Here is a 17,370-nt window from a genome sequence, read left to right on the forward strand (position 1 = left end):
ATCCAAACCGTTGCCTGTATCAATTCAATTGACGCTGTGATTATGGTGATGCATTTGCGCCACCTCACGGGCGGAATGCATATCCTGCTCCTGGTTGCGGGGCTCATCCGGAGTCGGGGTCACGAACATGTCGCCCTGCGGAGTGGTGACTACTTGAACCTGTGTGCCATACAGATGGGTGAGCAGATCGGAATCCAATACCTTGCCCATATCCGCGTAATGAGGATGACCATCCAGCAGATATACCGCGCCGGTAAGAATGGGAAGCAGCATATTGAGATCATGCGCCACCACTTGAATGGTCATGCCCAGTTCCTGATTGAGGCGGGCCAGCACATGCACGGCGGCACGTTGGCTGGCCAAATCAAGGTTGGCGAGCGGTTCATCGAGCATGAGCAACTGGGGGTCGCAGACGAGTGCCTGTGCGATGGCCACTCGTTGACGCAAACCACCAGAAAGTTCGGAAAGCCGGTATTTTGCTTTGTCGGCGATGCCGGTGAATTCCATAGCCTCATGCACTTTGGCTCGTTGGGCTTTAGTGACGGGATGAATGCCAAAGCGGGTTCCGGTGAGCCCCAACAGCACGGATTGCTCGGCGGTAAGATTGGAGTCCACATTCGCCACATAACTTTGAGGTACGTAGCCAATACGCTGATTTGATTGACCTGCCGGCTTGCCCAGTACGTGCACGGTGCCGTGTGCCAGCGGTAGCAAGCCGAGTTCCGCTTTCATCATCGTGGTTTTGCCCGCGCCGTTGGTGCCCACGATGGCTGTGACTGATCCGTAGGGAATGGTGAACGTGCCATGCTGCCAGATGATGTGGTCGCCGCGTTTGATGGCGGCATCGTTAAATACGATGCACTCGGAATTGCTGTTCATGACTCCGATTGTGGCAAATGATGCTGACAATCGTTCTCAATAGCGGATGTGGGTGTGAGGCAGATTGCGTAAGACTGAGGCGGACTGATAATCCAGCGGTGCGGCAACTTCTGTCTATAGTGCTGTCCGTCCTGCAGGATTACTTACCGGGGTCGGTTTGGCCGGCATTGGATGGCGCGGAATCATCCTCAGTGCTGGTTGAACTATCGGATGAGGTCTGGCCAGCGGTGGTGGTCGAATTGTTCTTGGCGGAGGCCTTGCATTCGCGAATGAAATTCGGGGTTTTGTTCTCCTCGGTGGAGCTTTGCTCCGAAGAATTATCCGACTGGCTCGATTGTTCGTCGCCGGTGGCTCCGCTGTTGGCAGCGTCGTCGGTATTGGTTCCGTCGGTTGCGCCGGTATCGCTCGAGTCAGCATCGCTGTTGCTGTCATCATTGGAACTGTTGCTATCAGCGTCAGTGGAGTCTGCATCATCATCAGCGTCTGCATCGCAACCATATGTAGGATCGACGGCATCGATAATCGTGTTGACCAGCTGATTGATCCACGAGTTCAGCGAAGTGGCATCTGATGGCATCTGCTCGGAAACATCCACCACAGGCACATCGGAACGGCCCGCAGTGCCGGTAATCATATTCGTGGCGTCACTGGCTTCCTGCGTATTGTTGACCAGCACATCCACATCGCGATCTTCAATGAGTTCCTGGAACGACTGCAAATCGGCGGGTGCCACCTCGCCTCCGGAAGCCACGGACTGCGAATAGCCCTTAGGAGTGGAGTCGTCAAAACCAAGATCGGCCATCAGATAATAGGCAACCGGCTCGGTGGCCGCATAGGTGAGCTTGGAATGATTCTTGGTGAAGTCACCGGTCCACTTTTCCAAGGATTTTTCACCCTGCTGCCATGTTTTCAGCCGTTCCTGAAAATCCTTCTTCTTGCTGGGCAACGCTTTAATATATGCTTCGGTAATAGCTTCCGCCATGCCGGAGCGAGCATCTTTGGAGAACCACAGATGAGGATTGTCGCCTTCCATAGCACCAACCACTGATGCCGCAGACACCAGATTCGAAGTTTTGCCCAAAGACTTGGTGGCCCAAGAATCATAGCCGGCACCATTGGCTACCACGATTTGCGCTTTGGCGAGTTTGGCCACATCCGACGTCTTCGGCTCGAAGTCATGCGCATCCACATTCGTGGAATTCACAATAGAAGTGACCTTCACATCATCACCGCCCAATTCCGCAGCCAGCGAACCCCACTGATTCAAGGAAGAAACAACAGTGATCGGATCTGTTTGTTGCTTAGCGGTGCTATCGGTATTGGTAGAAGGCTGTTCCGAAGATGTTTGGGACCCGCAGGCGGCCGTTGCAAGCAGCATCATTGCACTGATCGAAGCAGCGGCGAAACGCGTAAGTCGTGCAAATCGAGTCCTCATGGCAAGCCTTCTTCATCGTGAGATACATACCTGACTTATTTCAACGATAGTCTACAGTTTCGATACTGTTCCCGAAACATGCAAGGAAGGGCTTCGATGGCTACAAGAATCGACGGCAAGAAGGTCGCTGCCGACATCAAGGCTGATCTCGCTGAACGCGTTGAGCGTCTCAAGGCGCAGGGTATAGTGCCGGGTTTGGGCACGCTGCTGGTGGGAGAGGACCCGGGGTCAGTGAAATACGTAGCCGGCAAACATGCCGACTGCCAGGAGATCGGCATTAATTCAGTCAAGAAGGAACTTCCTGCCACCGCTACCTTTGAAGATATTGCAGCAGCGGTTAAGGACCTCAATGAAGATCCGGCATGCAATGGTTTCATTGTTCAGCTGCCATTGCCTAAGGGTATTGATCAGAACGCCATCATTGATCTCATCGACCCCGCCAAGGATGCTGACGGCATGCATCCGTACAATCTCGGCGAGCTGGTGTTGCATGTGCGTGGGGATATCTCTACGCCGCTGCCCTGCACGCCGCGCGGTGTCATCGAATTGCTTAAGGCTTACGACATTGATTTGAATGGCAAGGAAGTCTGCGTGCTTGGCCGCGGCATCACCATCGGCCGCACGATTGGTCTGATGCTGACCCGCAATGCCGTGAACGCCACCGTGACTCTGTGCCATACCGGCACCAAGGATGTGGCAGATCATATGCGTCGTGCCGATGTGATTGTTGCCGCTATGGGTTCGGCTGGCTTTGTCACTCCGGACAAAATCAAGGAAGGTGCGGTGCTGGTCGATGTTGGCGTCAGCCGCGTCTTCGATGAGGAGGCTGGTCGCTACCGCATCAAGGGTGACGTTGACAAAGCCTGCTATGACAAGGCTTCCGCCTACACGCCCAATCCCGGAGGCGTTGGCCCTATGACCCGCGCCATGCTGCTCGCCAACGTAGTGGAAATGGCCGAACGACACGCTATGAATAAGTAGCGGTTTCTTGGCTATAGCTCTATGTATTCTGAATGCTTGTATGCCTGAAAGGGTGTACAAGCATAACTGAATATCGAGTAATTATCCATCCACTATTAGAAACCATATATTTACATGGCAGAGAACAACACTGAAGTCACCAAGGTTGCCATCAACGACATCGGCACTGAAGAGGACTTCATCAAGGCAGTCGATTCCACCATCAAGAACTTCGACGATGGTGATCTGGTTGAGGGCACCGTCGTTAAGATCGATCACGACGAAGTTCTCCTGGACATCGGCTACAAGACCGAAGGTGTGATTCCTTCCCGCGAACTTTCCATCAAGAAGGACGTTGATCCTGACGAAGTCGTCGAGGTCGGCGACCAGATTGAAGCCCTTGTCGTCACCAAGGAAGACAAGGAAGGCCGACTGATTCTCTCCAAGAAGCGTGCTCAGTACGAGCGTGCTTGGGGCGACATCGAGAAGATCAAGGAAGCTGACGGCGTGGTTGAGGGCACCGTCATTGAAGCTGTCAAGGGCGGCCTCATCGTCGACATCGGTCTGCGTGGCTTCCTGCCGGCTTCCCTCGTCGAAATGCGTCGTGTCCGCGATCTCTCCCCGTACATCGGTCAGAAGATCAAGGCCAAGATCCTCGAGCTCGACAAGAACCGCAACAACGTGGTCCTCTCCCGTCGCCAGTACCTCGAGGAGACCCAGTCCGAAGTCCGTGAGACCTTCCTCTCCCAGCTCAAGAAGGGCCAGATCCGTGAGGGCGTTGTGTCCTCCATCGTCAACTTCGGCGCCTTCGTTGACCTGGGTGGTGTTGACGGCCTGATCCACGTTTCCGAGCTGTCTTGGAAGCACATCGATCACCCGTCCGAGGTTGTCAAGGTCGGCGACAAGGTCACCGTTGAGGTGCTCGACGTCGATCTCGATCGCGAACGCATCTCCCTGTCCCTCAAGGCTACCCAGGAAGATCCGTGGCAGCGCTTCGCTCGCACCCACGTTCCTGGCCAGATTGTCAAGGGCAAGGTCACCAAGATCGTTCAGTTCGGTGTCTTCATCTCCGTCGAAGACGGCATCGAGGGCCTGGTGCACATCTCCGAGCTCGCCAACCGTCACGTCGAGAACCCGGAGACCGTTGTCAAGCCGGGCGAGACCGTGTTCGTCAAGGTGATCGACGTCGATCTCGATCGTCGTCGCATCTCCCTGTCCCTCAAGCAGGCCAACGACTCCGTTGACCCGGCTTCCGAGGACTTCGATCCGGCTATCTACGGCATGCCGGCCGAGTACGACGAGCAGGGCAACTACAAGTACCCCGAAGGCTTCGACCCGAACACCAACGAGTGGATCGCTGGTTACGAGAAGCAGCGCGAGGAATGGGAATCCCAGTACGCTGCCGCTCACGAACTGTGGGAAGAGCACAAGGAGTTCGTCGCCAAGGAACTGGCCAATGCAGCCGAGTCCGCTGCTGCCGACGGCCAGGGCCAGAAGGAAGAGAAGCCGGTCGAGGAGACCTCCAACTACTCTTCCGCTGCTCCGGCTACCGGTACCCTCGCTGATTCCGATCAGCTCGCCGCTCTGCGCGACCAGCTGCTCGGCAAGTGAGTTTGCCGCAACGCTAGCGCTTAGTGCGTAATGAAAACCCGGTCCATATGGGCCGGGTTTTCTCGTATTAGCATGGCCATTATGAGAATTGGACTGACAGGTGGCATCGCAGCAGGCAAAAGCACGGTTTCAGCGCGCTTTGCCGAACTGGGAGCGGTAATCATTGACTATGATGCATTGGCGCATCGGATTGTTGAGCCCGGGGGAGAGGCTCTTGCCAAAATATCCGAGGTTTTTGGACCGGAAGCATTGCTGGCTGACGGTACGTTGAATCGTGCTTGGATGGCTGACCATGTTTTCGGCGCTCACGCCAAGCCAGACGCACGGGAACGGTTGGATGCCATCGAGCATCCGCTGATTTATCAGCTTGCTGCCCAGCAAGAGCAGACCTGTACCTCTTCAGACATCATCATTCATGATGTACCGCTGCTTGCTGAAGTCATCAACAGCATTCCCTTCAGCTTCGACCATATTATTACCGTGGAAGCGCCGGTGTGTGTGCGACTTGACCGCATGATTGAGGAGCGTGGCATGAGCTTGGAACAGGCGGAGGGGCGTATCCGTCATCAGTCCAGTGAAGCTGAACGTCGGGCAATTGCGGATATAATCATCGACTCGGCTCAGCCGATGAGCCGAATGATGGATCAGGTGGACGGAATATACCGGCGCCTGCTAGAGCAAATCCAATAATTCATAAGACAAACTTGATAAAGGAGAGGTGTTCCTCAATAAGGAGATGAACCTCCGATAAGGGGACCTCTGGAACCTCTATAAGATGGTTTTCCTACCTATGACTGTTATGACTGTAGGTTTTTCAACACTGACTGTAGGAGACTTAACGCTGGCTGTAGGTTTTTGGACGTTAACTGTAGGTTTTTGAACAGAATCCGTTCAGAAACCTACAGTCGTTGTTGAAAATCCTACAGTCAGTGTTCAAAAACCTACAGTCAACGTTGGATTCCCTACATTTTGTGTTGGAAAACCTACAGTGCTTATGATGGCCGCATGGGATTCAATATCGAGCGCGCCAATAAGCCTTTCGTCGTCAAATCACCGTACAAGCCAGCCGGTGATCAGCCTCAGGCCATCGAAGAACTGGCCGAACGCATCGAAAACGGTGAGAACGATGTAGTGCTGATGGGTGCCACCGGTACCGGCAAAACCGCCACGACCGCATGGCTGATCGAGCGGCTGCAACGCCCGACGCTGATTATTGAACCCAATAAGACGCTCGCCGCGCAATTGTGCGCGGAGTTCCGTGAGCTGATGCCGGATAACGCCGTCAGCTACTTCGTTTCCTATTACGACTACTATCAGCCGGAAGCTTACATTCCGCAAACCGACACCTATATCGAAAAAGACTCCAACATCAACGATGACGTGGAGCGCCTGCGCCATCAGGCAACCGCAAACCTGCTGACCCGCCGAGACTGCGTGGTGGTGGCCACGGTCTCCTGCATCTACGGTTTGGGTACTCCGGAAGAATACGCCGGCCGCATGTTGCTGCTTAAAGTGGGGCAGGAGATCAATCGTGATGATCTGCTGCGCCAATTCGTGGCCATGCAGTATAAGCGCAATGATATCGCCTTCACCCGTGGTACGTTCCGCGTGCGAGGCGATACGGTGGAAATCATTCCTGTCTATGAGGAGCTTGCGGTTCGCATCGAATTCTTCGGTGATGAGATCGATCGCATTTCCACCCTGCATCCGCTGACCGGCGACGAGATAGCTGAAGAAAACGAAGTGCATATTTTCCCGGCCTCGCATTACGTGGCAGGCCCGGCCCGCATGGAGCGCGCGCTCAAAACCATTCGCGAAGAATTGGATGAGCGTCTTGCCGAACTGCACAAGCAAGGCAAGGAGCTGGAGACGCAGCGCCTTAACATGCGCACCACCTATGATTTGGAGATGCTCACTCAGGTGGGTGTGTGCTCTGGAGTCGAGAATTATTCAAGGCATTTCGACGGTCGTGCGCCTGGCACTCCTCCGCATACGCTACTGGATTTCTTCCCTGATGACTTCCTGCTGGTTATTGATGAGTCTCATGTGACCGTTCCGCAGATTGGTGCGATGTATGAGGGTGACGCGTCGCGTAAGCGCACGCTGGTGGAACATGGATTCCGTTTGCCATCCGCTATGGATAACCGTCCGCTTAAATGGCCGGAATTCTTGCAACGAGTCGGCCAAACCGTGTACCTCTCCGCAACTCCTGGTGACTATGAACTGGGGCTTTCCGATGGGGTAGTGGAGCAGATTATACGCCCTACCGGTCTGCTTGATCCGCAGATTGATGTGCGACCGGTGGAAGGGCAGATTGATGACCTGCTCGGTGAGATCAAGGCTCGCGTAGCCAAGAATGAGCGTGCGCTGGTCACCACGCTCACCAAGAAAATGGCAGAGGACCTCACCGATTATCTGCTGGAACGCGGCATTAAGGTCGAGTATCTGCACTCCGATGTGGATACGCTGCGTCGAGTGGAGCTATTGCGTATGCTGCGCGAAGGCAAGATCGATGTGATTGTTGGCATCAACCTGCTGCGAGAAGGCCTTGATTTGCCGGAAGTCTCGTTAGTCGCCATTCTGGATGCTGATAAAGAAGGTTTCCTGCGCTCGTATCGTTCACTGATTCAGACCATCGGACGTGCCGCACGAAATGTGTCCGGCACGGTGATCATGTACGCCGACGAAACCACTGAGGCCATGCGCAAGGCCATTGATGAGACCGATCGACGCCGGGCCAAGCAGATTGCCTACAACAAGGAGCATGGCATCGACCCGAAACCACTGATTAAAAAAATCAGCGACGTCAACGATATGCTCGCCAAGGAGGATGTGGACACGCAGACCCTGCTTGAAGGCGGCTATCGAAACGCCGGCAAGGCCGGCAACACCCATCTTGGCGTGCCGACTATGAACCCTGAGGAAGCCGACAAGCGCCATGAGGAGATTCTCAAGGCTGGATTGCCGGCCCAGGATCTCGCGGATCTCATCCGCCAACTTTCCGAACAGATGCATACCGCCGCCGAACAACTTCAATTCGAGCTCGCCGCCCGCCTACGCGACGAAATTCGCGACCTCAAAAAAGAACTCCGTCAAATGACGGAAGCGAATAAGTGAGCTTCCGTAGCAGCGAGCAGCGGCAGCGTCGCGAGCGTCGCACAAGACGCGGAAGCGAATAAGTGATTGTGTTTTCGATATGCGTAGACGGCTGGCAGGGATGTGTGTATCTCGACCGTAAGCAGCGCAGGCGTGTGCTAAGCTTTGCGAGCACACGTCGAAACGAGGCCGAACGGCCTTGAGTGTGTCGAGATACGCACATCCCTGCCAGCCGGCGGTTAATGGCCGTCAACTACATAAGTTAGGGTAGGGAATCATGGCAGAAACCCCTCTTGCATTTGAAATCGCCACGTTTGTGGTGCTCGCGCTGTTCTTCATCGTCGACCTGTTCATCATCGGTCGACGACCGCATGTGCCGTCCACCAAGGAATGCGTGCAGCATATCGCGTTCTTTGTGGTCATGGCGCTGATCTTCGGCGGCTGCATCTGGTATTTCGCCGGATCTAAGCCCGCCATCGAGTTCTATTCCGGATGGCTGACTGAATATTCACTGTCGATTGACAACCTGTTTGTGTTCGTCATCATCATGTCGAATTTTGCAGTGCCGAAGAAGATTCAGAAGTATGTGCTGTCGGTCGGCATTACTATCGCACTGATTTTCCGCGGCCTGTTTATTCTGATTGGCGCCGCCTTGATTTCCCGCTTTACGTGGGTGTTCTTTATCTTCGGAGCATTCCTGATTTACACCGCCATCAAACTGGTCGTCGGCGGTGATGAAGACGAGGAATACCATGAGAATGGTTTGATTCGTACGTTGCGCAAGGTCATCAAGATCACTGATGAATACGATGGTGAGAAATTGCGCACCACGCGTAACGGCGTACGCTACTGGACCCCGATGCTCATTGTGTTCCTGACCATCGGCACCACTGATGTGATGTTCGCATTCGATTCCATTCCGGCCATCTTCGGTTTGACCAAGGATCCGTTCCTGGTTTTCACCTCTAATGTGTTCGCTCTGCTCGGTTTGCAGCAGCTGTACTTCCTGTTGGGTGCCTTGCTGGACAAGCTTGTGTACCTGCCGGCTGGTCTTTCCATTGTCTTGGGCTTCATCGGCATCAAGCTTGTGATGGAAGCTCTGCACGGCAATACGCTGCCGTTCATTAACGGTGGCGAAGGCGTGCACTGGGTTCCGGAAATTCCGACATGGCTGTCTTTGGCTGTGATTGTGGTGGCAATTGGTGGTGCAGCCATTGCCTCCATTATCAAGATGAAGAGTATGGAAAAGGTCGAAAAGGCCTGATTTCACGAGGAATTTATCTCCTCGAAACCCAATGGGCAGAACAATGTGAGCGCTCACAACACACCGAGTAAAAAACTTGTCATGCGTCGGTGAGCGCTAGTAGACTATTGCACGGCAAGTGAGGCTTCAAGCCTCGAACCAACAAAGAAAAGATAGGCAGGCATTCATGCGTAAAGCCAAGATCGTAGACACCATCGGTCCCGCTACCGAGGATTACGACAACCTCCTCAAGCTCGTTGAAGCTGGTATGGACGTTGCTCGTCTGAACCGCTCCCACGGCACTCCTGAGGATCACCTCCGCGTCTACAACAACGTCCGCAAGGCCAGCAAGGAAACCGGTCGCAACGTCGCCGCTCTCGTTGATCTGCAGGGCCCGAAGATTCGCTGCGGTTGGTTCAAGAAGAACGCTGAGGGCGAGGACAAGGTTCAGCTCCAGCTCGGCCAGGAATTCATCATCACCACCGATGACATCGAGGGCGACGAGCACATCACCTCCACCACCTTCAAGGGCCTGCCGGGCGATTGCCACCCGGGCGATCCGATCCTGATCGATGACGGCAAGGTCCGTCTCGAGGTCACCAAGGTCGAGGGCAACAACGTGCACACCAAGGTTGTTGTGGCTGGCCCCGTGTCCTCCCACAAGGGCATCAACCTGCCGGGCGTTGCCGTCTCCCTGCCGGCTCTGACCGAGAAGGATGAGGCCGACCTGCGTTGGGCCATCCGCACCGGTGCCGACATCATCGCTATGTCCTTCGTGCGCTTCGCCACCGATATCGACCGCGCTCACGAGATCATGGACGAGGAAGGCCGCCGCATCCCGATTGTTGCCAAGATCGAGAAGCCGCAGGCTCTGGAGAACCTCGAAGACATCGTCAAGACCTTCGATGGCGTGATGGCTGCTCGTGGCGATATGGCCGTTGAGTGCCCGCTGGAAGAGGTCCCGCTGGCCACCAAGCGCATCATCGAGCTGGCTCGCCAGTACGCCAAGCCGGTCATCGTGGCTACCGAGGTTCTCGGCTCTATGGTGAACAACCCGGTCCCGACCCGTGCAGAGGCTTCCGACTGCGCCAACGCTGTCCTCGACGGCGCCGACGCCACCATGACCTCCAACGAGACCGCTGTTGGTAAGTACCCGGCCGTCACCGTGGACACCATGTCCCGTATCTCCGGCTACGCCACCGATCACGGCTTCGACCGTATCCCGGAGCTCAAGAATCTGGATATGTCCTCCACCGGCGCTGTTTCCTCCGCTGCCGTTGACCTGGCCGACAAGCTCAACGCCAAGGCCATCGTCGCCTACACCCAGACCGGTTCCACCGTGCACCGCGTTTCCCGCGAGCGTCCGGCCGCCCCGATCTACGGCATCACCAACAACGAGCACACCTACCACTGGCTGGCTCTGTCCTGGGGCACCGAAGCCTTCCTGACCGAGGAAGACTACCACGACAAGTCCCGCAAGGACCTCATGATCTTCACCGACAAGGTCCTCAAGGATGCCGGCAAGGTTGTTGACGGCGACAAGATTGTCATCCTGAGCTCCGCTCAGGGCGATCACCAGCCGGGCCGCACCGACTCCATCTACGTCCACACCGTTGGCGCTTGCGACTGATTTCCGTCAGCCAAGCTACGCATAACGCGTTGTAGATAGCAGAAGCCCCATCCATATGGATGGGGCTTCTCTGTACTTCAAATATTTTGTAGTTAGTGTGATTAATCGCATTCCATCGCGATCAATCACATGTCAATTCAATCATTCAGATGATCAAAGTTGCCGCACTTCAGACGCAGCACAGCAATAATCGTCTTAGCGTCCACAATCGTTCCGTTGAGAATCATTTCATACGCTTCATCAACGGTCACCAGACGAACCTGCGAACGCGGCGTCTCAGGCCCGATCGACTGACGAGAAGCCGGCGAAAGACCAGTGGCAAAGAACAATGACGTGTGCTGGGTGGAATAGCTCGGCGTATTCAGGAATCGCGCGAATTGCGTGAATTTAGCCGCCTCATAGCCGCCTTCCTCGGCAAGCTTACGCTGAGCAGCCTCAAGCGGGCGCTCAGAATCAGCGGCATGACCGCCAGGAATCTCCAAAGTCCAACGGTGGTTGGCCACACGGTACTGTTCCACGAGCGGAATTTTGCCGTCATCGGTCAAGGCAAGTACGGCAACTGTATCTCCGCTGTTGTCTTGAATGCAGTAACGGTCGAACGTCTTACCATTGGCTGACTCATAAGACACATGATCGATATTGAAATAATGCGTCTCAACGATTTGCTGACGTCCCGTTTCCTTCACTGGAGCCGTGCGCCACGGGTCAAATTGACGATATGTTTCGTTGCTCATAACCCCTCCTCACCAAGGTAATACATCGAAACTACGCTTATTGTATGCCGAGAGATTTCAGATTGTTTGGGGCAACACACGCAAGCAATAACATGTCATGCAAAGTTTTTCCACCAGCCATCATGCCTGATTTTTCAAAGGTTTACCGGCTGTTGCCCAAGGTTGAAGGAAAGAAAATATCAAGAAATATGCGTGTCTTGGCCGCATAGGTCGAATTGATATGCTAATCTCTCGAAGAGTGCTTTGAGCACGCCCTCGTATCCCAATTGGTAGAGGAAGCAGCCTCAAAATCTGCGCAGTGTGGGTTCGAGTCCCACCGAGGGCACCCTTAATATGGTTATTACTGAGAAGTAATTCATATTTCCCTAGCAAGTAAATCTCACAGAAAAGAGGTTGGCATGGCTGCAAGGAAGAGGTCTGAAGAACCAAGCATCGATATGGATGAGGTGCTTACCGATGAGGAACTGAGGGCTGCAGCCGCTGGCGATGAAGCTCCTGCAGAACGTAAGGAAAAGCCTTCTGACGCTCCTCGTACTGTAGTCGTGGCTGAAGATGAAGCCGTGAACCGCATGGATTTGGTCGCCATGTTGGAAGATAACGGCTATGAAGTAGTGGGTCAGGCTGCAAATGGTGAGGAAGCTGTTGAGCTGACTCGTAAGTTCCGCCCAGATGTTGTGTGCATGGACGTTAAGATGCCGCGCATGGATGGCATCGCCGCAGCCGGCATCATCTGCGATGAAAACATCGCTCCAGTGGTAATGCTTACTGCTTTCTCCCAGACTGATCTGGTGAAGAAGGCAACCGGTGCCGGCGCTATGGCGTATGTCACCAAGCCGTACGAGGAATCCAAGCTTCTGCCGACGCTTGAAGTGGCTATGGGCCGTTTCGCTGAAATCAACGACCTGCTGGACAACGTAGAGCGTAGCGAGCAGAAGCTGCGTGAAACCACTGATCAGCTGAAGGAAACCGAAGAGAAGCTCAAGAAGGCCGAGGATACGCTGGAAGAGCGTAAGTTGGTCGATCGCGCCAAGGGCCTGCTGATGGACAAGGCGGACTTCTCCGAGCAGGGAGCCTTCCGCTGGATTCAGAAGACCTCTATGGATCAGCGCATTCCGAAGAAGCGTCTGGCCCTGGCTATCATCGCCAAGTACGGCGATCCGAAGCCTTCGAACGCTGATGAGCGCTGACGCTCAAGCGCCTGTAAGCGCGGCAGCCAACGATACACTGCTTGTAGTAGATGGTCATTCGCTGGCTTTCCGCGCTTTTTTTGCGCTTCCAGTAGAGAATTTCAGCACTTCTGAGGGTCAGGCCACCAACGCGGTATGGGGATTCGCCTCCATGCTGTCGCAGGTCATCACCGCGGAACAGCCAACTCGTCTTGGCGTTGCGTTTGATGTTAAGGGCGGTACCTTCCGCAACACGATGCTGCCGCAGTATAAGGGCACGCGTGAGGCCGCTCCTGAGGAGCTGCTTACCCAGCTGCCGCTTATTCAGCGCATGCTGAAGGCTTTGGGTGTCACCTATATTGAAAAGCCTGGTTTTGAGGGTGACGATATTATTGCCACGCTTGCCACTATGGGAGACAAAGCCGGCTACCATACGCTGGTGCTGTCTGGCGATCGCGACGCGTTCCAGCTGGTGGATGACAATGTCACGGTACTGTACCCGGGGCATCACTTCAAAGATTTGAAGCATATGACCCCACAATCCATCGTGGATAAATACAAGGTCACTCCAGCTCAATACCCTGATCTGGCGGCCTTGCGTGGCGAAACCGCGGATAATATTCCCGGAGTGCCGGGCGTGGGCGATGGGTTCGCCGCCAAGTGGATTAATCAGTATGGTTCACTGGAAGGCATTTGCGAACACGCTGATGAAATCGGCGGTAAGAAGGGCGAAGCCCTGCGCGCCAACATCGATCAGGTGAAGCTCAACCGCAAAGTCAATGCGTTGGTGAGAGATGTCGACCTGGGCATCAGCCTTGATGATTTGGGCTTCGGCGCCGTTGACACCAAACAAGTCGATGAACTGTTCAAGGAACTTGAATTTGGCGTGCGCACCAAAAGCCGTGTGCTGAAGACCTTTAACGCTGGCAGTACGGTAGCCACGTCAACGGCCACCTCCACGTCCACTGATGATGCAGATACTGAGGCCGATGATGATACTGCATTGCAGATTCCGGATGCGGTGGTCATCGAATCGACCCAGCAGCTTCGTGATTGGATTGCAGCACATCAGGCGACAATCAATGTGCCTGACGATATCGCTGATTTCAGGGCTTCGGATTATTCAGAATCAGCTGATCGCAGTATTACGTGCGGTAATGCCGTGGCACACGCATGGACGCTGCATGCGTGGGGGAGCGCCCGTCCGGGTCGATCGACCAGTCAGGCGTTGGCTATTGCCGCTAGTGATTCGGCAGCCATCGTCAACACGCCGGCTGACGCTGCGCTGAATTCGGAACTGGTTCAGGAATTACAGGAATTCTTGGATTCACAGCATGGGTGCATCATCGTTCATGGATACAAGGAACTGCTGCACATCCTCAAGCAAGTCGGACTCAACATGGATCTGCCCATGTTCGATACCAAACTTGCCGGATACATCAGCCAGCCAGATTTCCATGCTGATGATTTGCAACAAGCGGCCGAACATTTCCTGGATCTTCATTTCGATCAGGCGGAACAGCCAACCCAAGGCACGCTTGACTTTGATGAGGAACAGCCGGAAGAGCATCCTGACGAACAGCGTATGCGTGACCTTGCCGTGATTCGTTCGCTCGCGTTGACCTTGGGCCCTGTACTGGATTCACGTAAGCAGTATTGGCTGATGCGAGCCATCGAATTACCGGTTTCCCAGGTACTTTATGGCATGGAGCATCTCGGCGCCAAAGTCGATCTTTCCCGCTTGACGAATATGAGGGATCAATTCGCTGCGGATGCTCGCTTCGCCCAAGAGGAGGCGTGGAAACATGCCGGCTCTGAGATTAATCTGCAAAGTCCCAAGCAGTTGCAAAAAGTACTGTTTGAAGACATGGGTCTAAAGCCCACCAAGCGCACCAAATCAGGCTCGTACACCACGAATGCTTCCGCATTGCAGGATTTGTATATCAAATCCGTGGATAATGAGCGAGCCAATGGGTTCCTCGGAGCGCTGCTGCGCCACCGTGAAACCAATAAGCTCAAGCAGATTGTGCAAACGCTGATTGACTCGGTCAATCCCGCTGATGTGCGTATTCATACCACGTTCGAGCAGACGGTTGCCGCTACTGGTCGTTTGAGCTCGGTGGATCCCAACCTGCAGAACATTCCCAATCGCAATGCTGCAGGCCGTGAAATCCGTGGCGTTTTCGTGCCGGGCGAAGGCTATGAGGCGTTGATGAGCTGTGATTATTCACAGGTCGAGCTGCGCATCATGGCTGATTTGTCTGGAGATGAGGCGCTGATTGAGGCTTTCCGCTCCGGAGCTGATTTCCATAAGTATGTGGCTTCGATGGTCTATAAACTGCCGGTTGAGCAGATTACCGGCGACCAGCGTTCCCATGTGAAGGCAATGAGCTATGGCTTGGCGTACGGTTTGAGCACGTTTGGTTTGGCGCAGCAGCTCAAGATTGCTCCGCGCGAGGCTGAAGCACTGAAGAATCGATATTTTGATACGTTCGGCAAAGTGCATGATTACCTTGAATCACTGGTTTCCTCGGCTCGTGAGCAAGGCTATACCGAAACGATGTTCGGTAGGCGCCGCTACTTCCCGGCATTGCGCTCGGTGAACAGGGTGGCTCGTGATGCCGCCGAGCGAGCTGCATTGAATGCGCCGATTCAGGGTTCTGCCGCGGATATTATGAAGATTGCGATGATTCGTGCCGATCAGGCGCTGAAGGATGCGCATGTGCGCAGCCGTATCATTCTGCAGATTCATGACGAACTTGTGGTGGAAATCGCGCCGGGAGAAGCCGAGCAGGTTACCGAACTGGTGAAGAACGCTATGGAGCATGCTGTGAATCTTGCCGTGCCGCTGGATGTGTCGTGCGGCATTGGTGCAGACTGGCAGCTTGCCGCGCACTGACAGGTGGATGATAATCGGTCGGTTACAATAATCGGTATGCCGAATCTCAAGCAAGTCATTGACGTTCTTGAAACACTGTATCCGCTTCGCTATGCCGAACAATGGGATGAACCAGGACTGATCGTTGGCGATCTCAGCCATGATGTACACCGCATTGTGTTTGCTGCGGACCCGACTTCAGCCATCGTGGACAAGGCCATTGCGGCTGGCGCTGACTTGCTTATCACTCATCACCCGCTGTTTTTCCGTTCGGTGCACGAAGTGGGTGGGCTTGGATTCCGTGGCGATATTGTTCGCAGGCTCTACAATCACGGTTGCGGATTATGGGTAGGCCATACGAATGCGGATTCGGCATGGCGCGGTGTGGGCCAAGCCGCCGCCGATTATTTTGGGCTCGAACAGCAGCGTCCATTGGTGCCACTCCAAGACGATCAATCGGAGCATGCGGTTGGATTGGGACGAATCGGTGTATTGCCGGAACCGATGACCTTACGAGATTTCGCTCAGCGCGTATTCACTGAAGTATCCGAACATGGCATGGCAACCAAGCTGGGCGTTCAGGTGTGCGGCGATTTGGACGCGGAAGTTCGTAGCGTGGCGGTCCTGCCGGGATCGGGGGACTCGTTATTCGACGAGGTACGTGCATCTGGTGCGGATGTGTACGTCACCAGTGATTTGAGGCATCATCCGACCACGGATGCCATCGAACAGGCTCGCTACGAAGCCAGAATGCGCGCCCAAGGCATTCAACTGGGGCAGGGGAGTGCGCAGACCAGGCCATATCTTATTAACACGCCGCATGCGGCCATTGAATCCATGTGGTTTAACTATGCGCTGGATGATGTTCCGCAAGCTATTGAGAAAGCTACCGGCGAGCAGGTAAGTGTTGAATGGTTCCATGACACAACCGATCCGTGGGCACTGAGCATTACCGAATAACCGATTTGAGCAGCTACAGTAGTATGTCGAGCACTCATCAAGGAGGAATATGTTCGGCCATAGCAAGCAAGAGCAGCTGGAACATAGGCTGGATCGAAAGCTTAACGCCAGTTCGGACGGCATCGACATGGATGTGCCGGCCGAGGTGTTGAACACCGCCACCGTATACACCGGGCGTATCTTCCATGTTGATGATATGACTCTCGCATTGACGGATAAGCAGGGCAACAAACATGAGATCAGCCGTCAGGTGTTGCGCCATGCGCCTTGCGTGGTGATGCTGGTGCACGACATGTCCACTGACCGCTACTTGATTGAACGCGAATACCGTGCCGGTTCAGACATGTTCGCTTATGGTCTTCCAGCAGGCCTAATGGATGAGGGCGAAGACATTCTCGATGCGGCCTTGAGAGAACTGGCCGAAGAAACCGGTGTGGTTCCGGATCGCAATTCGATGGGCGTGGATTACGTGGGTGATTTCTACTCCTCGGAAGGCATGACCGACGAATTGGCGCACATTATGGTGCTGCATTTAGGCCCGTTCAAGCATGAGGAACGGCATTTCGACCCGGATGAGCATGTGGAATCCGCCTGGATTCCTTGGAGTGATCTGGCGGCCACGCGAATCACCGCATCGAATTCAATGATTGCCATCCAACATGAAGCATTGCGTCGTTTGATTGCCAAACACGCTGACGATGAGAACAAGCCATCCTTGTTCTCCTGACGTTCAACTCCAACAGACTTTAGTAACACAAGAAAGTGGGATACTAGAACT

13 protein-coding genes and 1 tRNA gene are annotated in these 17,370 nt (G+C 54.5%); 11 read left to right on the plus strand and 3 right to left on the minus strand.

Annotated elements, in window-relative coordinates:
• Positions 1 to 24: 24 nt before the first annotated feature.
• On the minus strand, positions 25 to 879 hold the full coding sequence (locus BISA_RS04075; protein ID WP_033890469.1) for an ABC transporter ATP-binding protein: 855 nt from the start codon (positions 877 to 879) through the stop codon (positions 25 to 27).
• A 139-nt stretch (positions 880 to 1,018) separates the two neighbouring features.
• Entirely contained in the window at positions 1,019 to 2,314 is a 1,296-nt protein-coding gene (locus BISA_RS04080) for a metal ABC transporter solute-binding protein, Zn/Mn family (RefSeq protein ID WP_033890371.1), read from the minus strand.
• A gap of 96 nt (positions 2,315 to 2,410) precedes the next feature.
• Between BISA_RS04080 and BISA_RS04085 the strand changes: the two genes are divergently transcribed.
• From BISA_RS04085 to pyk, 6 genes are all read left to right on the plus strand, one after another.
• Positions 2,411 to 3,295 carry a bifunctional methylenetetrahydrofolate dehydrogenase/methenyltetrahydrofolate cyclohydrolase gene (locus tag BISA_RS04085; protein WP_033890372.1) on the plus strand — a complete coding sequence of 295 codons (885 nt, stop codon included), beginning with the start codon at positions 2,411 to 2,413 and terminating at the stop codon, positions 3,293 to 3,295.
• Between the two features lie 114 nt (positions 3,296 to 3,409).
• Positions 3,410 to 4,885: a 30S ribosomal protein S1 gene (gene rpsA, locus BISA_RS04090; RefSeq protein ID WP_033890373.1), complete on the plus strand. Its 1,476-nt coding sequence runs from the start codon at positions 3,410 to 3,412 to the stop codon at positions 4,883 to 4,885.
• Between the two features lie 72 nt (positions 4,886 to 4,957).
• Positions 4,958 to 5,575 carry a dephospho-CoA kinase gene (gene coaE, locus BISA_RS04095; RefSeq protein WP_033890375.1) on the plus strand — a complete coding sequence of 206 codons (618 nt, stop codon included), beginning with the start codon at positions 4,958 to 4,960 and terminating at the stop codon, positions 5,573 to 5,575.
• 315 nt (positions 5,576 to 5,890) lie between these two features.
• Positions 5,891 to 8,002: an excinuclease ABC subunit UvrB gene (gene uvrB, locus BISA_RS04100; RefSeq protein ID WP_033890377.1), complete on the plus strand. Its 2,112-nt coding sequence runs from the start codon at positions 5,891 to 5,893 to the stop codon at positions 8,000 to 8,002.
• Between the two features lie 256 nt (positions 8,003 to 8,258).
• A complete protein-coding gene (locus tag BISA_RS04105) occupies positions 8,259 to 9,245 on the plus strand; it encodes a TerC family protein (RefSeq protein ID WP_033890378.1) in 987 nt (328 codons plus the stop codon).
• A gap of 166 nt (positions 9,246 to 9,411) precedes the next feature.
• Complete coding sequence (pyk, locus tag BISA_RS04110; RefSeq protein ID WP_033890379.1) at positions 9,412 to 10,854, plus strand: pyruvate kinase; 1,443 nt, start codon at positions 9,412 to 9,414, stop codon at positions 10,852 to 10,854.
• 137 nt (positions 10,855 to 10,991) lie between these two features.
• Here the strand turns inward: pyk and BISA_RS04115 are convergent, their stop codons facing one another.
• A complete protein-coding gene (locus BISA_RS04115; RefSeq protein ID WP_033890380.1) occupies positions 10,992 to 11,588 on the minus strand; it encodes an NUDIX domain-containing protein in 597 nt (198 codons plus the stop codon).
• A gap of 251 nt (positions 11,589 to 11,839) precedes the next feature.
• Between BISA_RS04115 and BISA_RS04120 the strand changes: the two genes are divergently transcribed.
• The 5 genes from BISA_RS04120 to BISA_RS04140 all read left to right on the plus strand — a co-directional run bounded on the left by BISA_RS04120 (position 11,840) and on the right by BISA_RS04140 (position 17,319).
• A tRNA-Leu gene (locus BISA_RS04120) sits at positions 11,840 to 11,913 on the plus strand.
• Between the two features lie 73 nt (positions 11,914 to 11,986).
• On the plus strand, positions 11,987 to 12,775 hold the full coding sequence (locus tag BISA_RS04125; RefSeq protein ID WP_033890381.1) for an ANTAR domain-containing response regulator: 789 nt from the start codon (positions 11,987 to 11,989) through the stop codon (positions 12,773 to 12,775).
• Positions 12,765 to 15,653, plus strand: coding sequence for a DNA polymerase I (gene polA / locus BISA_RS04130; RefSeq protein ID WP_033890382.1), 2,889 nt, complete (start codon positions 12,765 to 12,767; stop codon positions 15,651 to 15,653). Before BISA_RS04125 ends, polA begins: the two co-directional genes overlap by 11 nt.
• A 36-nt stretch (positions 15,654 to 15,689) precedes the next feature.
• The gene (locus BISA_RS04135; protein ID WP_033890383.1) at positions 15,690 to 16,592 is read left to right on the plus strand and encodes a Nif3-like dinuclear metal center hexameric protein; all 903 of its coding nucleotides are present in this window, start codon (positions 15,690 to 15,692) and stop codon (positions 16,590 to 16,592) included.
• Between the two features lie 49 nt (positions 16,593 to 16,641).
• On the plus strand, positions 16,642 to 17,319 hold the full coding sequence (locus BISA_RS04140; protein ID WP_033890384.1) for an NUDIX hydrolase: 678 nt from the start codon (positions 16,642 to 16,644) through the stop codon (positions 17,317 to 17,319).
• Positions 17,320 to 17,370 lie beyond the last annotated feature (51 nt).

This window comes from Bifidobacterium saguini DSM 23967 (genome assembly GCF_000741715.1).
Taxonomy (GTDB): domain Bacteria; phylum Actinomycetota; class Actinomycetes; order Actinomycetales; family Bifidobacteriaceae; genus Bifidobacterium; species Bifidobacterium saguini.

What these genes read in the sequence shown, in the direction of transcription:
- BISA_RS04075 (WP_033890469.1), bottom strand. Translation starts at nt 879, where the DNA reads ATGAACAGCAATTCCGAGTGCATCGTATTTAACGATGCCGCCATCAAA.
- BISA_RS04080 (WP_033890371.1), bottom strand. Translation starts at nt 2,314, where the DNA reads ATGAGGACTCGATTTGCACGACTTACGCGTTTCGCCGCTGCTTCGATC.
- BISA_RS04085 (WP_033890372.1), top strand. Translation starts at nt 2,411, where the DNA reads ATGGCTACAAGAATCGACGGCAAGAAGGTCGCTGCCGACATCAAGGCT.
- rpsA (WP_033890373.1), top strand. Translation starts at nt 3,410, where the DNA reads ATGGCAGAGAACAACACTGAAGTCACCAAGGTTGCCATCAACGACATC.
- coaE (WP_033890375.1), top strand. Translation starts at nt 4,958, where the DNA reads ATGGCCATTATGAGAATTGGACTGACAGGTGGCATCGCAGCAGGCAAA.
- uvrB (WP_033890377.1), top strand. Translation starts at nt 5,891, where the DNA reads ATGGGATTCAATATCGAGCGCGCCAATAAGCCTTTCGTCGTCAAATCA.
- BISA_RS04105 (WP_033890378.1), top strand. Translation starts at nt 8,259, where the DNA reads ATGGCAGAAACCCCTCTTGCATTTGAAATCGCCACGTTTGTGGTGCTC.
- pyk (WP_033890379.1), top strand. Translation starts at nt 9,412, where the DNA reads ATGCGTAAAGCCAAGATCGTAGACACCATCGGTCCCGCTACCGAGGAT.
- BISA_RS04115 (WP_033890380.1), bottom strand. Translation starts at nt 11,588, where the DNA reads ATGAGCAACGAAACATATCGTCAATTTGACCCGTGGCGCACGGCTCCA.
- BISA_RS04125 (WP_033890381.1), top strand. Translation starts at nt 11,987, where the DNA reads ATGGCTGCAAGGAAGAGGTCTGAAGAACCAAGCATCGATATGGATGAG.
- polA (WP_033890382.1), top strand. Translation starts at nt 12,765, where the DNA reads ATGAGCGCTGACGCTCAAGCGCCTGTAAGCGCGGCAGCCAACGATACA.
- BISA_RS04135 (WP_033890383.1), top strand. Translation starts at nt 15,690, where the DNA reads ATGCCGAATCTCAAGCAAGTCATTGACGTTCTTGAAACACTGTATCCG.
- BISA_RS04140 (WP_033890384.1), top strand. Translation starts at nt 16,642, where the DNA reads ATGTTCGGCCATAGCAAGCAAGAGCAGCTGGAACATAGGCTGGATCGA.